Raw genomic sequence first — 22,563 nt, 5'->3', positions numbered from 1 at the left:
TGAGGAAATGCGCCGCTTTTACTTCAAAATGCGGCGCATTTCTAAACCAGTTAAGACAGCGTGGATGCGTCTAAACGTTTTACTTTCATGGCACGAATTGCGTTTAAAATAGCAATAACAGAAACACCAACATCAGCGAACACAGCCGCCCACATATTTGCATATCCCAAAGCCCCTAAAATCAGTACCAGGAATTTTACACCTAAAGCAAATACGATATTTTGGTTTGCGATGCGGATGGTCTTTCTAGCAATTCGTATTACAGAGGCAATTTTGGAGGGCTCGTCTGTCATTAAAACAATATCAGCCGCTTCAATCGCCGCATCAGAACCCAAACCGCCCATTGCAATTCCTACATCTGCCCGTGCCAGCACAGGAGCATCGTTGATTCCGTCTCCGACAAATACCAGTTTTCCTTTTTCGCTTTTTTGTTTCAACAGTTCCTCTACCCGTTCAACTTTATCCGCAGGAAGAAGTTCCGTATATGCCTGATCCAGACCGAGACGGGCAGAAACTTTCTGACCTACGGCATCTGCGTCTCCGGTAAGCATAATAGTTTTGCGTACACCGGAAGATTTCAAATCCTTGATTGCCGCTGGAGCATCTGTTTTGATTTCATCCTCAATGACAATACATCCGGCATATTTGCCGTTACAGGCAATGTAAACAACCGTACCAATGGAAGTGCAAGGGATATAACGAATGTTTTCTCGTTTCATTAGTTTAGCATTGCCAGCCAGAACTGTATTATTGTCAATGACAGTACGCACACCGTGTCCTGCAACTTCTTGAATATCCCCGATGCGATTATGGTCGATCTCTTTTCCGTATGCCTTTTTTATGGAAAGCGAAATCGGATGATTAGAATAATCTTCTGCGTATGCGGCAAGTTCCAAAAGCTGTATGTCTTTTATGCCGTTTGGATGAATCTCACTGACAGCAAAAGAGCCTTTTGTCAAAGTCCCTGTTTTATCAAAAACCACATATTCAGCATGAGCTAATGATTCCAGATAATTGCTGCCTTTTACCAAAACACCGATTTTAGATGCTCCCCCAATACCACCAAAGAAACTAAGCGGTATGGAGATAACAAGCGCACAAGGACAGGAGATAACCAGAAAAGTTAATGCCCGGTAAATCCATATGCTGAATGCCTGTCCAGTAATAAATGGGGGAAGGATTGCCAGAGCTAATGCCGCAAATACTACAGCAGGGGTGTAGTAGCGGGCAAAGTGGGTAATAAAATTCTCTGTCCGTCCTTTTTTATCACTTGCATTTTCTACTAGATCAAGAATTTTTGCTACGGTGGATTCTCCAAATTCCTTAGTTGTGCAAATTGTTAAAATCCCGGTCTGGTTAATGCAGCCACTTATGACTTCCATTCCCGGCTCTACCTCACGAGGCATGGATTCTCCGGTAAGCGCAGAGGTATCTAATGCAGAGGAACCTTTCAGAATAGTTCCGTCCAGTGGAATCCGTTCTCCCGGTTTTACTATGATTGTGTCTCCAATTTGGACTTCATCAGGATCGACCTGTATCAATTCCCCATTACGCTGTACATTCGCATAGTCCGGACGAATATCCATTAAACTTGCAATGGATTTTCGAGATTTGGAAACGGCATAAGACTGGAACCATTCACCAACTTGATAAAACAACATTACAGCTACGCCTTCTGAATGTTCTCCCAGAACCAATGCGCCGATAGTGGCAATCGTCATTAAAAAATTTTCATCGAATACCTGTCCATGAAGAATGTTCGTGATTGCTTTCCATACAATATCCCATCCAACAACAATGTAGCAGATAAGGAAGATGCCTGCCTCCATATATTCAGGAAGGTAAAACAGGCTGCCTGCAAAAAATAGAATTGCCGCTATGACAATTCGTGCAAGCAAATGTTTTTGCTTTCGTGTCATAATCTATAGTCTCCTTTCTGATGTAAAAACACCAGCTACCGGGATACGGCAGCCGGTGTCCAGCTTCGTTTATACCTTTACAGTTACATCCGGCTCGATTTTTTTGATCAGTGCCTTTGCTTCGGTCAGGATAGCATCAAATTTGTCATCCGGCGCTTCGAGTATCATTTTCTGGTTCATAAAGTTTACGGATACATTTGTGACGCCATCAATCTTCTTTACAGCAGTTTCGATTTTTGCGGCACAGTGTCCGCAGTCAAGATCGAGTAACTTGATTGTTTTTTTCATAAGGATTATTCCCCTTTCTTAGTAATTTTAGTTGGTTTGACATGACTGAACAATTAAAAGAATGTTTAATCGTTCATGCCGCAAGTATATGCACGATAAAGGAAAAAGTCAACGGATTGGAAACAGATATTACCTTTTGGATCGCAAAACCTACTGATTGGATTTAGAGAAAAAATATATTTCTTTTTGGATAAAAAATACTTCCCTATGGAGCGTACAAAACGTAAATCCAGTGTTTATAATGACTACGTTCCCTACGGGGGACGGGTACCCAATTTTAAAGAGAAAGAAGGGATGAAATTGAAAAAAGAGCAATTTGATGTTACAGGAATGACTTGCTCTGCCTGCTCTGCAAGAATTGAAAAGAGCGTGAGTAAACTTCCCGGAATAAAAGAAGTATCTGTTAATTTATTAAAAAACAGTATGGTTGCATCTTATGATGAATCTATTTTAGATACATCGGGAATTATTCAGGCGGTAGAAAAAGCAGGATATGGTGCAATTCCAAAAACACTTGCACAGAGTGGTAGTAAACCTGCTGTTGCGGCTGGAAAACCAGAAATTAGTACGGCGCAGAAAGACTATAAACAAATGAAACAACGCCTGCTTTTATCTGCTGTTTTTACGATACCTTTGTTTTATATATCAATGGGGCATATGATGGGGTGGCCACTGCCTGCATTTCTTCTTGGAATGGAAAATGCAATGAGCTTTGCTTTTACGCAATTCCTGCTTTTAATTCCTGTAGTATTTGTGAATTTTAAGTATTACAAGATGGGATTTAAGACATTGCTTCATGGTTCTCCAAACATGGATTCTCTGATTGCTATTGGCTCCAGTGCGGCAATTATTTATGGGATTTATGCTATTTACAAAATAGGGATTGGATTTGGACATGGAGATATGGAAACTGTCCACAGCTTTATGATGGATTTGTATTTTGAATCAGCAGGCATGATTCTGACACTGATCACATTAGGAAAGACGCTGGAGGCACGTGCAAAGGGAAAAACATCAGACGCAATTACAAAGCTGATGAATTTAGCCCCTAAAACGGCAGTTGTTGAACGCAATGGACAGGAGATTACGATTCCGGTAGAGGAAGTACAAGCTGGCGAAACGCTGATTGTGAAAGCTGGAGAAGCAGTGCCAGTGGATGGCGTAGTGGTAGAAGGGGCTTCTTCTGTAGATGAATCTGCCTTAACAGGTGAAAGTATTCCGGTGGAAAAGCATATAGGGGATAAAGTTATCGGTGCAACCTTGAATAAGTCCGGATATTTTAAAATGCAGGCTACAAAGGTTGGGGATGATACAACGCTTTCGCAGATTGTCCATCTGGTGGACGAAGCTACAAGTTCAAAGGCTCCAATCGCAAAATTGGCAGATAGAGTAAGCGGGGTATTTGTACCAGTGGTTATCAGTATCGCCCTGGTTTCGGCTATCATATGGCTGTTGTTGGGATATGGATTTGAATTTGCTCTTTCTATTGGAATCTCAATTTTGGTTATTTCCTGTCCATGTGCGTTAGGGCTTGCCACACCTACGGCAATTATGGTGGGAACTGGAAAAGGGGCAGCAAATGGTATCCTGATAAAATCAGCGGAGGCTTTGGAAACAGCTCATAACATCAATACAGTAGTTTTAGATAAAACCGGAACGATTACAGAGGGAACGCCGAGTGTTACGAATCTCCTATGTAGAGATGGAATCGGACAAAATGAACTATTGCAGATTGCGGCATCCTTAGAAAAATTGTCAGAACATCCGCTGGCAGAGTCGATTGTGAAAGAAGCTGAAAACGAGAGAATTTCTTTCCTTCCTGTTGAAAATTTTAGACAGGTTCCCGGACAGGGAATTATAGGAGAAATAGAAAACGAGATTTGCTTTGCTGGAAATCGCAGATTGCTTGAGGCAAATGGCATTTCTGGAGGAGTCTTGCAATCGCTTGGGGATGCTATGGCGGAAGAGGGAAAAACACCATTATTTTTTGCACGTGGTAAGGAACTGATGGGTGTGATTGCTGTGGCAGATGTTGTAAAACCTACCAGCCGTCAGGCAGTCCAGGAATTGTCGGGTATGGGAATTGAAGTGGTAATGCTGACCGGGGACAATAGGAAAACAGCGGAAGCAATTCAACGTCAGGTTGGTGTAAATCGTGTTGTAGCGGAAGTCTTTCCACAGGACAAAGAGAAAGAAATCCGCCGTTTGCAAGACAGTGGAAAAAAAGTGACGATGGTTGGCGATGGAATTAATGACGCCCCAGCGCTTGCAAGGGCAGATGTGGGGATTGCCATTGGAGCAGGAACAGATATTGCAATAGAATCGGCAGATATTGTTTTAATGAAAAGTGATTTGCTCGATGTATCTACGGCGATCCAACTTAGCAAGGCGGTAATACGCAATATCAAGCAAAATCTATTTTGGGCGTTTATTTATAATATCATTGGTATTCCGGTGGCAGCAGGATTGTTTTATCTGCCATTTGGATTGAAATTGAATCCAATGATTGGAGCATTTGCCATGAGTTTCAGTTCCGTATTTGTAGTGTCGAATGCACTGCGGCTTAGGTGGTTTAAGGCAAAGCATACGTCCCATGAAAATACAGATATGGAATTTAGACAGGAAAATGATAAAAAAGAAAACAAAGGAGCGAGTCAAATGGAAAAAGTATTAAATATTGAAGGTATGGTTTGTATGAATTGTGTAAAACACGTGGAGAAAGCATTAAGAGAGCTTGCGGGAATCAGTGAGGTCACAGTCAGCCTTGCAGAGAAATCTGCACGTATTCAACTTAACGGAGACGTATCGGATGCCATGTTGAAAGAGGCTGTAGAGGATGCTGGTTATCAGCTTATCAGTATTCAATAAGAGGAAATTCCAATGAAAGCAAAAAAGGGAGAAGTTATTCATAAATTGAAAATTGCCAGAGGGCAGATTGACGGTATTCTGCAGATGATTGAGGAAGATCGGTACTGTGTGGACATATCCAATCAGCTTCAGGCAACACAAGCCCTGTTAAAAAGCGCTAACCAACAAATATTACAGGCACATATCCGAAACTGTGTCCGGGAGGCTTTGCAGACAGATGTTGAAAATCCGAAATTGGAGGAAGCATTAAAAGTGTTGGAGAAGATGGCACAATGATGCCGGAGGGCAGAGAGAAAAAAGGCTTTTCTGCCCTTAATTCTTCCGATTGGATTGTGATTTCTTCTTTTGGGAGCGTACAAAACAAACCGAATTTTATATACTTTAGGTGGTTAGACATGGCTAATAAACAAGGAGGTAACAGTGATGAAACAGTCACTTGATACAAGAACAAAATTATTAACAAAAAATCCAATTTCACTGATGATTGAACTTAGTATTCCGGCAGTTCTCGGTATGGTGGTGGTTGGGTTATATAACATGATGGATTCCATTTTTGTCGGGCAGATGGTAGGTGCGGCTCAGATGGGAGCTGTATCGGTATCATATCCATTTACTTTGATAAATGCAGGTTCTGCCGCAATGCTGGGCGTTGGTTCCGCTTCGGTACTTTCACGAGCGATTGGTAAAAAAGATGAAAGAACGATCAAAAAGATTATGGGAAATTTGGTGGCAATGGTACTTTTATTGTCAGTAATTTATACCATTGTAGGAATGGTGTTTACCCGTCAGCTTTTATCTCTTGCTGGAGCAAGCGATAATATTTTAAATTATGCAGAAAAATATCTGCGGATCGTATTTGCAGGCTCTTTGTTTGTGAATTTTTTCCAGAGTGCTAATATGGTCATTCGTGGGGAGGGTCAGTTAAAAAAGGCAATGACAATTATTGCCAGCGGTGCCATTTTGAATATTATTCTTGATCCAATATTTATTACAGTTTTGAAGCCTTACGGTTTGGGCATCGAGGCGGCAGCATATGCAACGGTGTTTTCACAGTTTGTTCAGGCGGTTATTACGTTATGGTATTTCAGAAAGAAAAGTCCTAATGTAAAGATTGGACGTATTCGGATTGATGGAGAGCTTCTGCCGCAGGTTCTTTCTGTTGGCGTATCTGCGTTATTGATGCAGATATTGACATTAGTACAGCAAACAGTCATTTATCGTGTAGCCGCTAATTATGGAGGGGAAAATTCACAGATCCTTCTCGGTGCGGCGCTTCGGTTCTGGAATTTCTCTTTTGTTCCATTATGGGGAATCAGTCAGGGATTCCAGCCAGCGGCAGGAACGAATTATGGTGCAAAGGAATATGACAGGGTAAAAACTCTGACACGTGTATTTATTGCTGCCGCCACAATACTATCCCTTGTATTTTATATTCCGGCAGAACTGTTTCCGGGTAAAGTATTGTCTATGTTTATTACAACGCCAGGTGTAGCTGTTTCGGGGGCAACGAATTTCCGTATTATGTTCAGCACCTATATTCTTCAGGGAAGTTTTCTGATTGCTGTGACATTGTTCCAGTCTTTGGGCAAAGCCAATAAGGCGACGTGGTTGGTATTGTTCCGTCAGATTATTTTGTTTATCCCTCTGTGTATTGTCCTTCCGATGGTGGGCGGTATGGGTATTCGTGGTGTATGGCTGGCGATTGCCCTGACAGATGCAATTCTTGTAGTGATTACTGTTTTGATGATGCTTTCAGAATTTCGGAAGATGCCCGGAACCAACGGAATAAAGCAATAGAGGGGGAATTAAAATGTATCTTTCAGATGGCAAAAAAGAAACCCAATATATTGTTAAAGACATTGGGCTTCCTACAGGAATTGAAAAACGTCTGGAAGCTCTTGGAATGACTCGTGGTACTTCTGTCACAGTTTTGAATAGTAAAAGCAAGGGGATTTTGATTGTAAAAGTACGGGGAACACGTTTTGCACTTGGGCGCAATATAACAGAACATATTTCGGTTGCTATGTAGGAGGGATGAATTTCGATGAAAGAGAATTTGACAATCGGCTTCATCGGGAACCCAAACTGTGGAAAGACAACACTTTTTAATGCTTATACAGGCGCAAATTTAAAAGTGGCGAATTGGCCGGGGGTTACTGTCGAAAAAGTGGAAGGAGCAATCAGAGATCATAATCTGAATATTCGTCTGGTTGATCTTCCGGGTACATACAGTCTGACTTCTTATACAATGGAAGAGCAGGTATCCAGACAGTTTATATTGAGTGATGAAGTTGATATGATTATTGACGTGGTAGATGCTTCGGCACTGGAGCGTAATCTATATTTGACATTACAGTTATTGGAACTTGGAAAACCAGTAGTTATGGCACTGAATATGATGGACATTGTAGAAAAGCGTGGGATGGAAATCGACACACACAGACTGCCGGAAATGTTGGGAATCCCGGTGATTCCCGTCTCTGCGAGAAAACGGACGGGATTGGATGTGCTGCTTCATGCAGCAGCACATCATAAGGATTGCAACGATCCGCAATGTTTGGTTCACCATCATAAAGATCAGTCAAGGCATCGGCATAACCATCATGCAGAATATGCAATGGTTTACAGCGATAAGATTGAGGATAAGATTGATCTTATTATGGATGCACTGAAAATAAACTATCCAAAACTAAAAAATTACCGTTGGTATGCTATTAAGTTACTGGAAATGGATCGGGAGATTACGAAGAGTTACCCTGTTCATTTGCCAGATGTAATTGACCGGAGCTATGAATCGGATATTATCAATGAGAAATATGATTTTATTCAAGAAATTATAAGAGAAGTGTTGGTAAATAAAGATCGCCAGGATGCTTTGACTGAAAAAGCGGATAAGGTGCTGACTCATCGTGTATGGGGTGTTCCAATCTTTCTAGGCATTATGGCGGTAGTGTTTCTTCTGACATTTACTGTTGGGGACTGGCTGAAAGGGTATTTAGAGATAGGAATTGAAAATCTGTCTCTATGGATAGAGAAAGGTCTGGTTGCAGCACAGGTAAATGAAGTAATTCGTTCGCTGATTGTAGACGGTATTCTTGCAGGAGTGGGCGGTATATTGACATTTCTTCCGAACATTTTCATTTTATTTCTTGCGTTGGCTTTTTTAGAGGACAGCGGATATATGGCGCGAGTAGCTTATGTTATGGAAGGAATTATGAGTAAACTTGGACTGTCTGGAAGAGCCTTTATTCCTATGATTTTAGGCTTTGGTTGTACAGTCCCGGCAATTATGGCATCAAGGGCACTGGAAAGCAGGCGTGATCGTTTTAAAGTAATGTTGATTACGCCGTTTATGAGCTGTAGCGCCCGCCTGCCTATCTACATACTGTTTGCAGAAATGTTTTTCAAAGAACGTGCTATGCTGGTTGCATATTCCATGTATTTGATCGGGTTAGTGGTTGCGATTTTGGTGGCCGCCATAATACATCTGATTGATAAAAAGAAATCAGAAAATTATTTGTTGATTGAATTACCGGAGTATAAAATCCCCAGTTCCAGAACAGTAGCAATTTATGTATGGGAGAAGGTAAAAGATTATCTTACGAAAGCAGGAACTACTATTTTTATAGCATCTATCCTGATGTGGATAATCTTGAATTTCGGACCACATGGATATACAACGGATATGTCGGATAGTTTCGGCGCTATTTTGGGACATGGGCTAGTACCGTTTTTTGCACCAATAGGATTGGGATTTTGGCAGATTGCGGTAGCTCTGATCGCAGGCATTTCTGCAAAAGAGGTTGTGGTTTCCAGTTGTGCAGTCTTGTTTGGAGTTTCAAACATCAATTCCGGAGCTGGTATGGATACACTGGAAGGCATATTGGGAAGTGCAGGGTTTGGACAACTCAATGCGTTCTGTCTGATGATTTTTTGCCTACTATATATTCCATGTATGGCGGCTCTTGCAACGATACGCAAGGAATCAGGAAGCACACGTTGGATGTTACTGTCCGCAATGTTTCAGTTGGTGGTGGCATGGATAGTGACATTTGCAGTTTATCAAGTTGGGATTTTAGTGTGAGGTAAGTGATATGAAGTATAAAAAATGGGTTTGTTTTGCAGGACTTTTTGTTATAGCGGTAATTGCAGGGAAAAGTTTAATTAGAAAAATGAAAGGAAAAAGCTGATGGCAAATAAATAATCAGCAGACAAATGAAAATGAACATTATAGATTCAGTAAAAAATACAGCTTTTTCAGCAGCGGTACATACTGCATTAGAATATCTGGAAAAGAATCCGGAGGAAAATATTCCGAAAGCAATGCGGCTCATGGATCAAGTATTACCGGATGGTTGGTATGAGGGACAAAGGGCAGCATTTCGTAAGGCAATCGAAGAAAAAGGAAACTGGTATCAGTTGATTATGAAAGCATACCAGTTGGATGCAGGTGTGAGAAAAACATTTTTTCAGAATTTCATTGTTAATTCTGCCTTGAAAGGCTCCGCAATTCAAAATGAAGTTCGTGAGAAAGAAAATTGTAATGTTCCGTGGGCTATATTATTAGATCCAACGTCGGCGTGTAATTTGCACTGTACAGGGTGTTGGGCTGCTGAATATGGACATAAGCTAAACTTGAGTTTAGAAACGATTGATGATATTGTCACCCAGGGGAAAAAACTAGGAACCTATATGTATATATATACAGGTGGGGAACCGATGGTACGAAAAAGAGATTTAATTACTCTGTGTGAAAGGCATCCGGATTGTGAGTTCCTTTCTTTTACAAATGGAACGCTGATTGACGAAGAGTTTTGTATGGAAATGCTTCGTGTAAAAAATTTCGTCCCGGCGATTAGTTTGGAGGGATTTGAAAAAGCAAATGATGGACGCAGGGGCAAAGGGGTTTTTGAGAAAGTAATGCAGGCGATGGATTTATTAAGGAGATACAAATTGCCTTTTGGTATTTCTACCTGCTATACCAGTGCCAATTATGCGGATATTAGTAGTGAAGCATTTTTTGATATGATGATTGAAATGGGAGCAATGTTTGTCTGGTTCTTTCATTATATGCCAGTCGGTAATGATGCTGTTCCAGAGCTTCTCCCTAACCCGGATCAAAGAAGGACAGTCTATGAACGGGTAAGAGCATTTCGGAATACAAAGCCTATTTTCAGTATGGATTTTCAGAACGATGCAGAGTATGTAGGAGGCTGTATTGCCGGAGGCAGAAGCTATTTACATATTAATGCTGCCGGGGATGTGGAGCCATGTGTGTTTATTCATTATTCCAATGTGAACATCCATGAGTGTGGATTACTGGATGCACTGAAAAGTCCGATTTTTATGGCGTACCACGATGGGCAACCATTTAATAAGAATATGCTTCGTCCATGCCCTATGTTGGAAAATCCCAATATTTTACGGGAAATGGTAAAACGTACCGGAGCAAAGTCTACGGATTTGCAATCACCGGAGACGGTAGATCATTTGTGTGATAAATGCGAATTATATGCAAAGCACTGGCATCCTGTTGCAAATGAATTATGGGCATCTAGTAGGAAAGGAGACTAAGATGGTTATTACTGGAATCATCATTTTTGGAATTACTGTTTATGCAGTATGGGCTGTCCGAAAAGTTCGACGGGATCGTAAGAATGGTTCTTGTTGTGGCGGCAGTTGTTCGGGATGTATTGGAGAAAAGTATTGCAATAAGTAACCTTGATGGGGGCCGATGGCTATAGAGTCGTTGGCTCCTTTCCCATATTTGCACATCAGGGGAATTTAGAATATAATTCTAAATGGAGCGAAAAGCCTACTGATTGGAGCAGAATGGAATGAAGAAAAAGTATATAATAAAAAAAGCCAGAAAGTTATTGGTAGAACAGATAAATAGTCACCAGACGATAGTGAGGAACGATATGAACAATATAGAAACTATGTCAAATATGAAAGGTTTATCGGAGGTTATTCCAAAAGATAACGATGGTTACTGTACTATTTATAAGATGGATTGTGCCGATGGATTAGGACTTATGACCGTTTATCAGGTTTTTCCGGGAATCCAGCTTATTTATAATGATTTTGAGGCAACGGAATATGAATGGGAGAGTATCTTAGATAAAGATATTCTCGAAATTAATCATTGCAGGGAAGGTCGTGAGGGAAGTCGTTTATTAAGCGGTTCCTGCCTTTATTTGGGAGAAGGGGATCTGTCGATTCATACAATGGATAACTGCGCTTCGGAAATGTCTTTTCCTTTGAAGCATTACCGGGGAATTTCTGTGGTAATCAATTTAACTACAGTATCTAAAAATTCACCAGAGATTCTGATGGAGGCGGGAATTGATATTCTGGCGTTTAGAAATAAGTTCTGTGCATCCGGAGATTGCTTTATTATGCGGGCAAAGGACGAAATAGAGCATATTTTTTCAGAACTATATTCCATACCGGATTGTCTGCAAAAGCCTTATATGAAATTAAAGGTGCAAGAATTATTGTTGTTCCTTTATACAGTGGATGCAGCAAAAGAAAAGCAGAGAGAACGGTATACTTCACCTCATGTGGAAATTGTGAAAGAGATACATAAAAAATTGGTTTCCGATTTACAGAAAAGACCAACAATAGAAGAACTTTCAAAGGAATTTTTAATCAATACGGCTACTTTAAAAAATACTTTTAAGGGGATTTATGGACAGCCCATTGGAACTTATATGAAAGAGTATAGAATGAAACGAGCGGCAATTTTGCTTCGCCAGACACAGGCTACGATTGCGGAAATCTCAAATCAAGTGGGATATGAGAATCAAAGCAAATTCGCAACGGCGTTTAGAGATGTGATGAAAATAACTCCTGCAGAATACCGGAAACAGGACGAGGCACATCTTGGCGAGGATTTTTCTATTGAGGGCATAAGTATATAGGATAAAGTACAACGGGAAATAGCATATATGATTGATTTAGAATGTAAAAAGAAGGAGGGCTTTTGTGGGAAAAGTTTTAATAGCGGCTTTTGATGATAAGGACGAAATAGCATTTGACGAGTTGCTGTTGTTCTTAAAATCCAATAGCCATATAAAAGTAGTAAATGCTTTTCCCAATGATAGTTGTCTGAAATACGATAATCTGATAATAGATTCAAAATACAGGATGGTTGAGGCTGACGGGAAAAGCATTGAACTGACTAACTATGAATTTGAAATTTTATACTTGCTGGCACGACATCCCGGACAGGTATTTTCTAAAGAGCAAATATACAATCAGGTGTGGAAAGAGCCATATTACAGGGCAGAGGACAATGTAATGAGTCTGATTCGGAGAATACGAAAGAAAATTGAACCTGATCCGTCAAAACCAATTTATGTTTTGACAGTGTGGGGAATCGGCTATAAATTCAATAATGCAATAAAAAGAAAATAAGCGGCTGCTGTCAATTCTAAAAGACAGAGCCGCTTATTTTATGTCAGTAGCACCTAAAAGGTAGTCTGTTGATATATGAAAATAATTTGCAATAGCTACAATTTCATAGTCTGGCACAAAGCGTTTTCCTTGTTCAATTCTTAGGATTGTTAAATCTGTAAATTCAAACCCTTCTGTCTGTAATCGGGCGGCAAGTGTCTTTTGAGAAATGCCTTGTGCAGTACGCAGTTCTTTTAATCTATTTCCGATAATATTTTTTGAGTGTCCGTTCCAGTATATCTTCATTCTATCCCTCACTTCTAAAGTTGAAGTATTATAATTGATTTTACCGAGTTGGGATGCTAATATACTTCTAAAGATGAAGTTTTAGAAAAAATATGCTGAATTATTATAGAATGGCAACAATAAAGATATAGCAGCATGGCAGGAAATGCCGAGAGCGAAAGGAGTACCGATATGGAAAACGAAGTATGGAGTGAAATAAGCGCATTTTTGAATAATCTCCGATGTGGAGATGTGAGCAGAAAGTCTTATCTTCACTTTCCGGAACTGGAAGAAGCAGAAAAGATCAGAAAGGTAAAAAAAGCAAATTTTGAGACAGAGATGAGAAAACTAAATGCAGAGCAAAGACAACAAATAGAGAATTATTTAGAAGCTGTGCAGCACTTGGCATTTATGGAAGAAGAACGGGCATACTGTCAAGGATATGTGGACTGTATTCAGTTGTTAGGTGGCTTGGGGGTATTGAATAGCAATCCGGAGATAGAAATGATGGTTTCAAAAATGAAAAAATAGTTAGATAAAAAGGCTCTTTCCAGTAACAAGGATTGAGCCTTTTCTGTGTCAGCAATTAATAAATATCAGCGGATATCGGAGTTTTATCAGATTTAGTCCAAAATTATTCCTTAACATCGTTACTGGCATTTAGATCAGGCTGCAGCATGGCAGTAGCAGTTGCCAGAAGAATCTGAAGCTGGTGTTCGTTGCAGTGTGTTAGTAGACGGAGTAGCTGCTTATATGTAGAACTATCGCTGTTCCTGTTTGGATAAACGTAATCATCTGCGGAAAGATTCAATAACCGCATGGCTTTACAGAACAATGACAGGCTTGGAGTACCTTTGTGGCGCTCTAAATCTCCGAGATAAGTAGGAGATACACTGAGCTTTTCAGCAAGTTCTTCCTGTGTCCAGTGCCGATCCATCCGGGCATTTTTTACCATTGTTGCAAAGAGTGTCTTGGAAATATCCATGTTTATTCACCTCCATAAATATAGTGTATTACCCTGTATTTAAAAAGTGAAAAGGGTGTGAGCTTGGTATTTTATGGGGGTTAAAACCTAGAAAGAGTATTCAAGTCCTTTTTCGGATTAAAAAAAACAAAATTCCGGAAAGGGTTATTTGAATACTCTTTTTTGTTTCTTTCCGGGATTTTGTTGGAGAGCAGAGTGGTTTTAAGGGAGAAATATGGGCGGCAGTTATGCCGTTTATTAGATATACAGCTAAAAAAATCTTAATGATTACTGCTCTGTCAAACACCCTTGCACCTATGGTAAAAACCTATATCAGAGCAGGGGTAATAATTGAATCAGTTATAGATTGCGTCCGATGGGCTTCGTTAGCCTGTCCGGGCGCATTTTATATATATGAAAATTTTTTGAAAAAATTTCTTCCCGAACCGAACATCGGGCATTACCCATTCGGGACTATGGATGAAAGGGAGATAGAAATTTCATCCATGTGCTGGTGGAAGGGGAAGGAGGTGAACTCTTATGGGGAAATCTTCTTCCAATGATGAACTGACGATTCGGAATCAGTTTGACCGGATATGCAAACTGGCGTTGAAAGGCGAAGCTGCTGATTATTATCGGCATATTGCTTATCGGCAGAAACATGAAGTGCTGTTTTCGGAGCTTTCGCAGAAGGAGCTGGACAGCATTTTTGGCGTAGACAAGTATACAGTAGAAAACAAGTGCTTCCGGGTACTTGGATATGACATTGAAGTAAAAGACACATTACTTGCGGAAGCAATACAGTCGCTTTCTGAAAACAAACGGAAGGTAGTGCTGCTGTCTTATTTCATGGATATGAGCGATGCAGACATTGCCAGAATGATGAATCTTGTGCGAAGCACAGTCTATGAGCATCGGAAACGTTCGCTGGAACTTATGAAAGAAATGATGGAGGAATATCAAAATGAGCAGGAAAAGTAGAAAAAATGAAGCGTTTGATCTGCCTTCTTTCCAGATGATTCGGGCGGCTTCAAACGGAGATATTGAAGCGATCAATGCAGTGCTGAAACACTATGAAGGTTACATAGCGGCATTGTCTACCAGAAAGATGTATGACGAGAACAGACAGGTTCATTACTGTGTAGACGAGACATTGCGGAGACGGCTTGAGACAAAGTTAATCACTAAGATTTTAGCATTTGAAATTTAGCTCGGAGTAAGCGGCAGAAAATATCCCTTTCTGTTTTTTGCTGTTTCGGAGCAGGTGTACCTTGACAATTTCATATTTTTCCTGCAGGACGCAGAAAACAGTGGAGCTGTGTGATGGATACGCCATGACTGCCTGTGTCTGGTACTTTGCGACATCGTGGCGCAAAGTTGCCGGACATTGAAAGCGAAGGAATGCCAGTTTGGGTATTGAAGTAAAGGCACGAGCGATAAATATCCGATCACAGGCAAAGTAACGGGGACTTTGTGCGAAGATACTGCTTTCTGATAATGAAACTTCCGGAGATAAGCTGCTCCGGTCCGAGAGGATGGTGTGATACCAATGAGGCTGTGCCCGGCAGCCGCCTGCAGGAGAGTATTATTTAGAAAGGGGTATCTGATATATATGGATAATAAAAAAATATTGAGATATAGTATGCAGCTATCTATGTTAAAGCAGTTGCTTTCTAAGAAGTTGATTAATGAAACTGAATATCAGGTAATACAAAAAAGATTAATGAAAGATTATGGTATCGTATCCAACATTACTGCTTGACGGTATATCTGTATTGTATTATAATATAATCAACGCTATGGTAGGAACACAAAAAAGGAGGGCGAAATGGAAGTTGAATTGATTAAAGCACATGATTCATTTGACGGTTCTGCCAGACGGAAGATTGAGCGGTTGAGAGTGGCGGCTTATTGCCGAGTAAGTACGGACGATGAAGATCAGATAAAGAGTTATAACTCAATGGTTACGCATTATACAGAGTTAATTAAGAATAATAAAGAATGGATATTTTCAGGTATATATGCTGATAAGGCAATCACTGGGACAAAGGTTGATAAGAGAGAAGAGTTTCAGCGGTTGATTCAGGATTGCATGGATGGCAAGATAGATATGATTATTGCCAAAAGCCTTCCACGATTTGCCAGAAATACTCTGGACACATTGAAATATGTTCGTATGTTGAAAGAGAGAAATATTGCTGTTTATTTTGAGGTTGAGAAGATTAACACATTAAAGGACGGCGAATTTCTAATGACTATTTTAAGTTCTGTAGCACAGCAGGAAGTTGAAAATACTTCTGCTTATGTGAAAAAGGGCTTGAAGATGAAAATGAAGCGGGGGGAACTGGTAGGATTTCAGGGTTGTTTGGGATATGATTATGATGTGGAAACAAAATCTATCTCAATCAATGAGGAAGGCGCTGTGGTTGTACGGTACATTTTTGATAGATATGTGGCAGGAGCAGGCAGCACAATGATAGCCAGGGAATTGAATGAGCAGGGTCATCTGACAATTAGAGGAAATCCCTGGACTTCATCCAGTGTTATGGGAATCATTAATAATGAAAAATATAAGGGAGATATTTTACTTGGAAAAACCTTTACGGTTGATCCGATTTCAAAAAGACGCTTAGAAAATCTTGGAGAGGAAGATCGGTATTATATACATGATCATCACGAACCAATCATTACAGAGGAACAATTTGAACGGGCGCAGGAGATGAGAAGACGTAGAAACGGAAATCGGAAATGTGGAGTCACTCCTGGAAAACGTGAAAAATTTAGTCGGCAGTTTGCGTTTAGCTGTATGGTAGAATGCGGATTCTGTGGCTCTAATCTTTCTCGTAGGCGATGGCACAGTAGCTCTAAGTATAAAAAGACGATATGGCAGTGCGTTAAATCAACAAAAGAAGGAAAGAGATTTTGTCCGGATAGCAAAGGCATTCCAGAGCAGGTCATAGAAGAAGCATTTATTGAGTCTTATAGGATGTTGTGTAATGATAATAAAGATGTTCTGGAAGAATTTTTGAAGCGAACCGAGAAAGCACTTGGAGAAAATTCGATTGAAGATCAGTTACATAAGCTGAAGAAAAGCATTGACAAGGGTTCTTTAAAGAGAAAAAAACTACTTGATAATTATCTGAAAGGCATTATTGAACAGGATATTTATGAGGAAACGGATGTAGAACTAAAAACTGAACTGACAAATGCAAGAGCAAAGCTGGAATATCTGCAGCAACAGTCGGATGAAAAGAGTTCATTGCAAAGGAGGCTTTCAGATTTCAAAAAAGCACTATCGCATAATGAGGTGCTAGAAGAATTTGACAGAGGAATATTTGAGAGTATAGTTGAAAAAGTAATAGTCGGCGGACTAGACGAAGATGGAAACAAAGATCCTTATAAAATTACTTTCATATATAAAACAGGATTTAAGAATGAAATTGGAAACGCAAAAGAAAGATTCGGGAAGTCATCAGGTATTGGAGGCAAAGTGAAAAAAATGTGTTCCGATATAAGTGACGAGGTAAAGGGTGTGTGTTCCGATGTTAGTCTCAACACATGTGGAGACGGTTGTTCTTTTGTCCCAACATCGAGACAAGAGTACTTGTCTCGATGAACGCGGTAGTCGGTAAATCGAGATGCAAGCATCTCGGCTTGCCTCGTTGCTCGCGCAAAAACCAGATGACACGATAGAGATCAACTTAGATGAGTTGGATGCAACCAGTGCTGAGTTGAAAGCTCGTGATTAGATGGAATGGGTCAGATTGGTAAATGATATTCGTAATATGGCAGAAGAGATTGTGTTAAAAGAATTGGTGTTCTAATGCGTGGAAAGCTCCTTCGGGAGCTTTTTGCTGTTTATAAGATAAATTCTGTCGGAGATTTATTATAAAACATTGCTTTACAAGAAGAATAAAAAAGCATATAATTCTTTTATAATATATTTAATAAAAGAGGGTAAGAAAACGGAAAATAAAGATAAAAAAAATATAACAAGAAAAAGAATAATTAATTATGTGCTGAACAATCATGTTACATCCAAGGCGGGAATCGCAAAAGAGTTAAACTTGAGTATGCCGACTGTGTTAGCAAATGTGAATGACTTGTTAGAAAAAATGGTGTTGGAAGAAACTGGGGAATATGCTTCGACCGGTGGAAGAAAGGCAAAAAGTATAGGGATTAATAAGTCATACTGTCATGCAATGGGAATTTTGATTACAGCGAATCATATAGAAATGGTATTAGTAAATCTTGGAGATGAGATTATAAAAAAAGATCGCATCCGTTTAAAATTTACGGCAGAATTATCCTATTGTACAGAAGTGGCACAAAAGGTCAAAACTTTTCTTGAAGGCGAATTAGCGAAGGATACGCTACTTGGGATTGGAGTGGCGATTCCAGGAATTATTGATCAGAAAGAACGGATCGTTTTAAAATCCCATGCTTTAGGTATAGAGAATTATAGTCTGCGCTTTTTAGAGCAGGCTTTGGAAATTCCAGTATATTTTGAAAACGATGCTAATGCTGCAATGCTTGCAGAAAAAAAGCAAAAGTATCCAAATGCGATATATCTGTCTTTGAACCACACCTTAGGAGGCGCATTCTGCATAGATGGAAAGCTGTTTCGAGGGCAGAACCAGAAAGCAGGTGAGTTTGGTCACATGATACTCGTTCCCGGTGGAAGAAAGTGTTATTGTGGTAAATCAGGATGTGCAGATGCATATTGTGCTGCAAGTGTACTGACACAAGATAACAGGCAGTCACTGGATGCATTTATGGAAAAAATTGAAAGTGGTGATGAAAAAAATTTGCAGACATGGAATGCGTATCTGGATCATCTTGCTGTTTTGATATCAAATCTGCGGATGGCATATGATATGGATATCATACTCGGAGGTGATGTGGGAGGTGTATTGTCAGATTATATGATACCACTGGGAGAAAAAGTGATGGCATATAATGGCTTTGAGCATGATGTTTCATACTTAAAAAATTGTTCGTATAAGAAAGAAGCGTCGGCTGTTGGAGCTGCGAAATACTTTTTTACAAAACATATGGCAGAATTGTAAATTTTTTGAACGCAGATAAGTAGTACACCGCATCTGGTGCGCAGGGCATTAAGTGTAGGGGAAGAGGATGTTCACTCTGTTGGAGTTAAAAGCTCCCACTGACAGGTTGCAAAGTGAATGCAGATGTCCGCTTTATATGTGTGAAAAACGAGAAGTTGTGTAAAATTAGAAAAAGATATTATAGTAAAAAACGGAAAGAAAACAGTAACTACGGTTTCCTTTCCGTTTTTTTCGTGTTGATTGTGAAAAATACACAAAAAATGTATTTTGAAATTATGAAATATATAAAATTATGAAAAACATATTGACAAATCGTGTTTACAGGACAATAATGTAATTGCTTTAATAAAACAATTTATAAAAGATAAAATAAAACAATATAAATAAGGAGGAAACAATTATGATAAAAAAGGAGAAAACAATTATGTTACAGCAGGTAATGACAAATCCAGGAGAAATTATTTTCAGAGAGGTTCCGGTTCCGGAGGTAAAGGAAAATCAGGTGTTGGTAAAGATTATGAATATTGGTGTTTGTGGATCAGATATTCATGTTTATCATGGAAAACATCCGTTTACAAAATATCCGGTAACACAGGGACATGAGGTTTCCGGTGAGATTACAGAACTTGGAAAAAATGTCACAGAGTTTCATGTGGGACAGAAGGTGACGATAGAGCCTCAGGTATATTGTGGACATTGCTATCCATGTCGTCATGGAGAGTATAATCTCTGTGAGGAATTAAAAGTAATGGGATTTCAGACGACAGGAACAGCATCTGAGTATTTTGCAGTGGATGCATCGAAAGTAACACCTATTCCAGAAGATATGTCCTATGAAGAAGGAGCTATGATCGAACCTCTTGCTGTGGCAGTTCATGGTGTAAAACAGATGGGCGATGTGGCTGGCATGAATATTGCAGTCCTTGGAGCAGGACCGATTGGAAATCTCGTGGCACAGGCAGCAAAAGGAATGGGGGCAGCGAAAGTGATGATCACAGATATCAGTGATCTTAGACTGGCAAAGGCAAAAGAATGTGGAATTGATGTGTGTGTGAATACTCAAAATAAAGACTTCGGTGAGGCAATGATCGAAGCATTTGGACCGGATAAGGCGGATGTGATCTACGACTGTGCCGGAAACAATATCACAATGGGACAGGCAATTAAATATGCAAGAAAAGGAAGCACGATCGTACTGGTGGCTGTTTTTGCAGGAATGGCAGAAGTAGATCTTGCAGTGGCAAATGACCACGAACTTGACATTAAGAGCACGATGATGTACCGCCATGATGATTACATAGATGGAATCAGACTGGTAAATGAGGGCAAAGTTCATTTGAAACCGCTCATCTCAAAGACATTTGCTTTTAAAGATTATCTGAAGGCGTACCAGTATATTGATGATAACCGTGAGACAACGATGAAAGTAATTATCAACGTCAGTGAAAAGTAAGGAGTTCGTATGGAAAATAAATATGGAATTGTCGGAGTTGCCCATGTCGGGCTTCCGACAAACGATTTACAGAAAACAGTTGAGTTTTATAAGAGTCTTGGATTTGAAGTAATTATGCAGTCTTATAATGAAAAAGCAGGGGAAAAAGTGGCATTTTTACAGATAAAAAATTACTGTATAGAGACTTTTGAAAATGGGCAGGCGGCAATGTCAGACGGTGCGTACCAACATGTTGCACTTGATGTGGAAGACATTGAAAGTATGTATCAGAAAATCTGCAATGAAAAATACACAATTATTACAGACGGAATCGAAGAACTGCCATTTTGGGAAAATGGTGTGAAGTTTTTTATGATCAAGGGACCAAATGAGGAAAGAATAGAGTTCTGTCAGAAACTCTGATAAAAATAGGAGGGACATATGGGAAGCGAAAACAAAAATGGAAAAGTACCGCTGATCAGTAAGATTGCATATGGGTTTGGTGATGTCGGATGTAATTTCAGCTGGATGTTCGTCAGTAATTTTCTGATGATATTTTATACAGACGTGTTCGGAATCAGTATGGCGGCTGTGTCAGCACTTATGCTTTTTTCAAGATTTTGGGATGCGATCAATGATCCAATCGTCGGGGGACTTACGGATAAAACAAAATCGAGATGGGGACGGTACCGTCCATGGCTGTTAGTAGCGGCACCAATTACAGCGATTCTTCTTGTTATGACATTCTGGGCAAGACCCGACTGGCCGCAGAATGGAAAGATCATTTATATGGTAATTACATATTGTCTGCTGGTTTTGGGGTATACCTGTGTGAATATTCCATATGGAACCTTGTGTGGTGCTATGACACAGGATATTGATGAACGCGCAAAAATAAATACATCCCGTTCGGTTGCAGCGATGATTGCAATTGGTGTGTTAAATATTATCACAGTTCCGCTGCTCAGCAAATTCGGCAGTCACAGTGCAAAGACAGGATATCTGACGGTTGCGGTCATATATGGATGTATTTTTACAGCCTGTCATTTCTTCTGCTTTGCGAAGACGAAAGAGGCAGTGATTACTCCGGAAAAAGAAAAAATTTCTGTAAAGATACAGTTGAAAGCAGTCATGCAGAACAGACCATATCTTCTTGCATTGGCAGGGCAGATATTATTTGGATTTACATTATATGGTAGAAACGCAGATATTCTGTATTATTTTACATATGTGGAAGGGAATGCCTCCTACTACACAACTTATTCGATGTGCATTATTATTCCTTCTATCATCGGGGCAGCCTGTTTTCAACCATTATTCCGCAAGTTGAATAACAAAGGAAGAACAGCATCTCTCTTTGCTTTATTTACAGGAATTTCCATGTTGTCTATGTTTTTCTTCAATGCCAAAGAATCACCAGCTATTTTTTATGCATTATCTGGTCTCACACAGTTTTTCTTCTCTGGATTTAATACCGCAATCTATGCAATTATTCCAGATTGTGTGGAATATGGGGAGTGGAAAACAGGACTTAGAAATGACGGTTTTCAATATGCATTTATTTCACTTGGAAATAAAATCGGAATGGCAGTTGGAACAGCACTTTTAGCAGGATTACTTGGAAAATATGGTTATATTGCAAATCAGACACAAAATGCAATTGTACTTTCAATTATGAAGCATGCATTTACGACGATTCCGGGTGTACTGTGGATTGTGACTGCGGTTGTATTATTTTTCTACCGGTTAAATAAAAAACGTTATAACGAGATTGTAGAGGAACTAAAAAATGGAAGAAAAAGTTGATATCGTGGCATTGGGAGAGTTGCTTCCTATGATCCAAATTATCGCCCGTCTCTTTGGAAGAGCAAAGAGTATGCAGTGAAAAAAATGAGATCTGTCATAGAATTGGTAGATGTCATGAAGGTATCGGATGAAGAGAGTACTCTGTTGACAGAGGCGAAAAGTTATGAGCAGGCTGCAGATCAACTCCTTGCCATGGGACCAAAGCTGGTTGCCATTACATTGGGAGAACAGGACGTTCTTATGACAACAAAAAGCAGAAAAGAAATCATCAAAGCATTTCAGACACATGCGGTCGACACGACTGGGGCAGGTGATTCATTCTGGGGAGGCGTATTATGCAGTATCCTTTCTATGAATAAGAATGTTGAAAAAATGGAATGGGAAGAAATCAAAAAGTGTGCTGTTTTGGGAAATGCAGTTGCTGGATTGTGTGTGCAAAAGAGAGGCGGAATCCCTGCGATTCCGACGAAAGAGGCAGTGCTTGGATTTATGCAGAAATAATGAATGTATATGAACAAACTCGGGGCTGTAAAA

Annotated in this window: 24 protein-coding genes and 1 pseudogene; 21 read left to right on the top strand and 4 right to left on the bottom strand. The window is 39.8% G+C overall.

What is annotated here, in order from left to right:
* Positions 1-50: 50 nt before the first annotated feature.
* Positions 51-1,919 (bottom strand): heavy metal translocating P-type ATPase, encoded by a 1,869-nt coding sequence (locus tag CCC70_RS06095; protein WP_117440239.1) that lies wholly within the window; start codon positions 1,917-1,919, stop codon positions 51-53.
* Between the two features lie 69 nt (positions 1,920-1,988).
* The gene (locus CCC70_RS06090) at positions 1,989-2,207 is read right to left on the bottom strand and encodes a heavy-metal-associated domain-containing protein (RefSeq protein WP_005338397.1); all 219 of its coding nucleotides are present in this window, start codon (positions 2,205-2,207) and stop codon (positions 1,989-1,991) included.
* Between the two features lie 294 nt (positions 2,208-2,501).
* Here CCC70_RS06090 and CCC70_RS06085 point away from each other — a divergent pair, with 294 nt between their 5' ends.
* The 9 genes from CCC70_RS06085 to CCC70_RS06045 all read left to right on the top strand — a co-directional run bounded on the left by CCC70_RS06085 (position 2,502) and on the right by CCC70_RS06045 (position 12,494).
* A complete protein-coding gene (locus CCC70_RS06085; RefSeq protein WP_243023259.1) occupies positions 2,502-5,075 on the top strand; it encodes a heavy metal translocating P-type ATPase in 2,574 nt (857 codons plus the stop codon).
* 12 nt (positions 5,076-5,087) lie between these two features.
* Complete coding sequence (locus CCC70_RS06080) at positions 5,088-5,351, top strand: metal-sensing transcriptional repressor (RefSeq protein ID WP_005338394.1); 264 nt, start codon at positions 5,088-5,090, stop codon at positions 5,349-5,351.
* A 147-nt stretch (positions 5,352-5,498) separates the two neighbouring features.
* A complete protein-coding gene (locus CCC70_RS06075) occupies positions 5,499-6,872 on the top strand; it encodes an MATE family efflux transporter (RefSeq protein WP_117440240.1) in 1,374 nt (457 codons plus the stop codon).
* Between the two features lie 13 nt (positions 6,873-6,885).
* Positions 6,886-7,104, top strand: coding sequence for a FeoA family protein (locus CCC70_RS06070; protein ID WP_055056395.1), 219 nt, complete (start codon positions 6,886-6,888; stop codon positions 7,102-7,104).
* A gap of 15 nt (positions 7,105-7,119) precedes the next feature.
* Positions 7,120-9,159 carry a ferrous iron transport protein B gene (feoB, locus tag CCC70_RS06065; protein WP_117440241.1) on the top strand — a complete coding sequence of 680 codons (2,040 nt, stop codon included), beginning with the start codon at positions 7,120-7,122 and terminating at the stop codon, positions 9,157-9,159.
* Positions 9,160-9,296: 137 nt separating this feature from the next.
* The gene (locus tag CCC70_RS06060) at positions 9,297-10,649 is read left to right on the top strand and encodes a radical SAM protein (RefSeq protein ID WP_117440242.1); all 1,353 of its coding nucleotides are present in this window, start codon (positions 9,297-9,299) and stop codon (positions 10,647-10,649) included.
* Complete coding sequence (locus tag CCC70_RS06055) at positions 10,588-10,794, top strand: FeoB-associated Cys-rich membrane protein (protein ID WP_320063558.1); 207 nt, start codon at positions 10,588-10,590, stop codon at positions 10,792-10,794. The genes CCC70_RS06060 and CCC70_RS06055 overlap by 62 nt, the downstream gene beginning before the upstream one ends.
* Positions 10,795-10,912: 118 nt before the next feature.
* On the top strand, positions 10,913-11,998 hold the full coding sequence (locus tag CCC70_RS06050; protein WP_005338376.1) for a helix-turn-helix domain-containing protein: 1,086 nt from the start codon (positions 10,913-10,915) through the stop codon (positions 11,996-11,998).
* Between the two features lie 64 nt (positions 11,999-12,062).
* Entirely contained in the window at positions 12,063-12,494 is a 432-nt protein-coding gene (locus CCC70_RS06045; RefSeq protein WP_005338374.1) for a winged helix-turn-helix domain-containing protein, read from the top strand.
* 33 nt (positions 12,495-12,527) lie between these two features.
* On the opposite strand, the gene CCC70_RS06040 is transcribed toward CCC70_RS06045, so the two are convergent.
* The gene (locus CCC70_RS06040) at positions 12,528-12,779 is read right to left on the bottom strand and encodes a helix-turn-helix domain-containing protein (RefSeq protein WP_005338373.1); all 252 of its coding nucleotides are present in this window, start codon (positions 12,777-12,779) and stop codon (positions 12,528-12,530) included.
* Positions 12,780-12,950: 171 nt separating this feature from the next.
* Between CCC70_RS06040 and CCC70_RS06035 the strand changes: the two genes are divergently transcribed.
* Entirely contained in the window at positions 12,951-13,289 is a 339-nt protein-coding gene (locus CCC70_RS06035) for a hypothetical protein (protein ID WP_117440243.1), read from the top strand.
* A 103-nt stretch (positions 13,290-13,392) separates the two neighbouring features.
* Here the strand turns inward: CCC70_RS06035 and CCC70_RS06030 are convergent, their stop codons facing one another.
* Positions 13,393-13,743 carry a helix-turn-helix domain-containing protein gene (locus CCC70_RS06030; RefSeq protein ID WP_287084440.1) on the bottom strand — a complete coding sequence of 117 codons (351 nt, stop codon included), beginning with the start codon at positions 13,741-13,743 and terminating at the stop codon, positions 13,393-13,395.
* Between the two features lie 227 nt (positions 13,744-13,970).
* Between CCC70_RS06030 and CCC70_RS06025 the strand changes: the two genes are divergently transcribed.
* The 11 genes and pseudogenes from CCC70_RS06025 (at position 13,971) to CCC70_RS05975 (ending at position 22,530) form a co-directional block, all read left to right on the top strand.
* On the top strand, positions 13,971-14,285 hold the full coding sequence (locus tag CCC70_RS06025) for a hypothetical protein (protein WP_070090348.1): 315 nt from the start codon (positions 13,971-13,973) through the stop codon (positions 14,283-14,285).
* Positions 14,263-14,703 carry a sigma factor-like helix-turn-helix DNA-binding protein gene (locus tag CCC70_RS06020; RefSeq protein WP_070090347.1) on the top strand — a complete coding sequence of 147 codons (441 nt, stop codon included), beginning with the start codon at positions 14,263-14,265 and terminating at the stop codon, positions 14,701-14,703. Before CCC70_RS06025 ends, CCC70_RS06020 begins: the two co-directional genes overlap by 23 nt.
* Positions 14,687-14,932 (top strand): helix-turn-helix domain-containing protein, encoded by a 246-nt coding sequence (locus CCC70_RS06015; protein WP_005338364.1) that lies wholly within the window; start codon positions 14,687-14,689, stop codon positions 14,930-14,932. Before CCC70_RS06020 ends, CCC70_RS06015 begins: the two co-directional genes overlap by 17 nt.
* Positions 14,933-15,271: 339 nt before the next feature.
* Positions 15,272-15,484, top strand: a complete 213-nt coding sequence (locus tag CCC70_RS06010) for an SHOCT domain-containing protein (RefSeq protein ID WP_330400049.1) — start codon at positions 15,272-15,274, stop codon at positions 15,482-15,484.
* Positions 15,485-15,550: 66 nt separating this feature from the next.
* Positions 15,551-17,338, top strand: a complete 1,788-nt coding sequence (locus tag CCC70_RS06005; RefSeq protein ID WP_287084439.1) for a recombinase family protein — start codon at positions 15,551-15,553, stop codon at positions 17,336-17,338.
* Between the two features lie 109 nt (positions 17,339-17,447).
* A pseudogene (locus CCC70_RS16495) lies at positions 17,448-17,546 on the top strand (TnpV protein); the annotation flags it as partial.
* 72 nt (positions 17,547-17,618) lie between these two features.
* A complete protein-coding gene (locus CCC70_RS05995) occupies positions 17,619-18,791 on the top strand; it encodes an ROK family protein (protein WP_330389409.1) in 1,173 nt (390 codons plus the stop codon).
* A gap of 424 nt (positions 18,792-19,215) precedes the next feature.
* A complete protein-coding gene (locus CCC70_RS05990) occupies positions 19,216-20,244 on the top strand; it encodes a zinc-dependent alcohol dehydrogenase (RefSeq protein ID WP_287084696.1) in 1,029 nt (342 codons plus the stop codon).
* A gap of 9 nt (positions 20,245-20,253) precedes the next feature.
* Positions 20,254-20,646: a VOC family protein gene (locus tag CCC70_RS05985; RefSeq protein ID WP_008369413.1), complete on the top strand. Its 393-nt coding sequence runs from the start codon at positions 20,254-20,256 to the stop codon at positions 20,644-20,646.
* Positions 20,647-20,664: 18 nt separating this feature from the next.
* Positions 20,665-22,029 (top strand): MFS transporter, encoded by a 1,365-nt coding sequence (locus CCC70_RS05980; RefSeq protein WP_059086762.1) that lies wholly within the window; start codon positions 20,665-20,667, stop codon positions 22,027-22,029.
* Between the two features lie 84 nt (positions 22,030-22,113).
* Positions 22,114-22,530: a carbohydrate kinase family protein gene (locus CCC70_RS05975; protein ID WP_287084695.1), complete on the top strand. Its 417-nt coding sequence runs from the start codon at positions 22,114-22,116 to the stop codon at positions 22,528-22,530.
* Positions 22,531-22,563 lie beyond the last annotated feature (33 nt).

Origin of the sequence: Blautia sp. LMAG:89, from assembly GCF_008679485.1 — a bacterium.
In the GTDB taxonomy this organism is placed as follows: Bacteria; Bacillota; Clostridia; order Lachnospirales; family Lachnospiraceae; genus Blautia_A; species Blautia_A fusiformis.
This window is presented reverse-complemented; position numbering and strand designations above follow the sequence as displayed.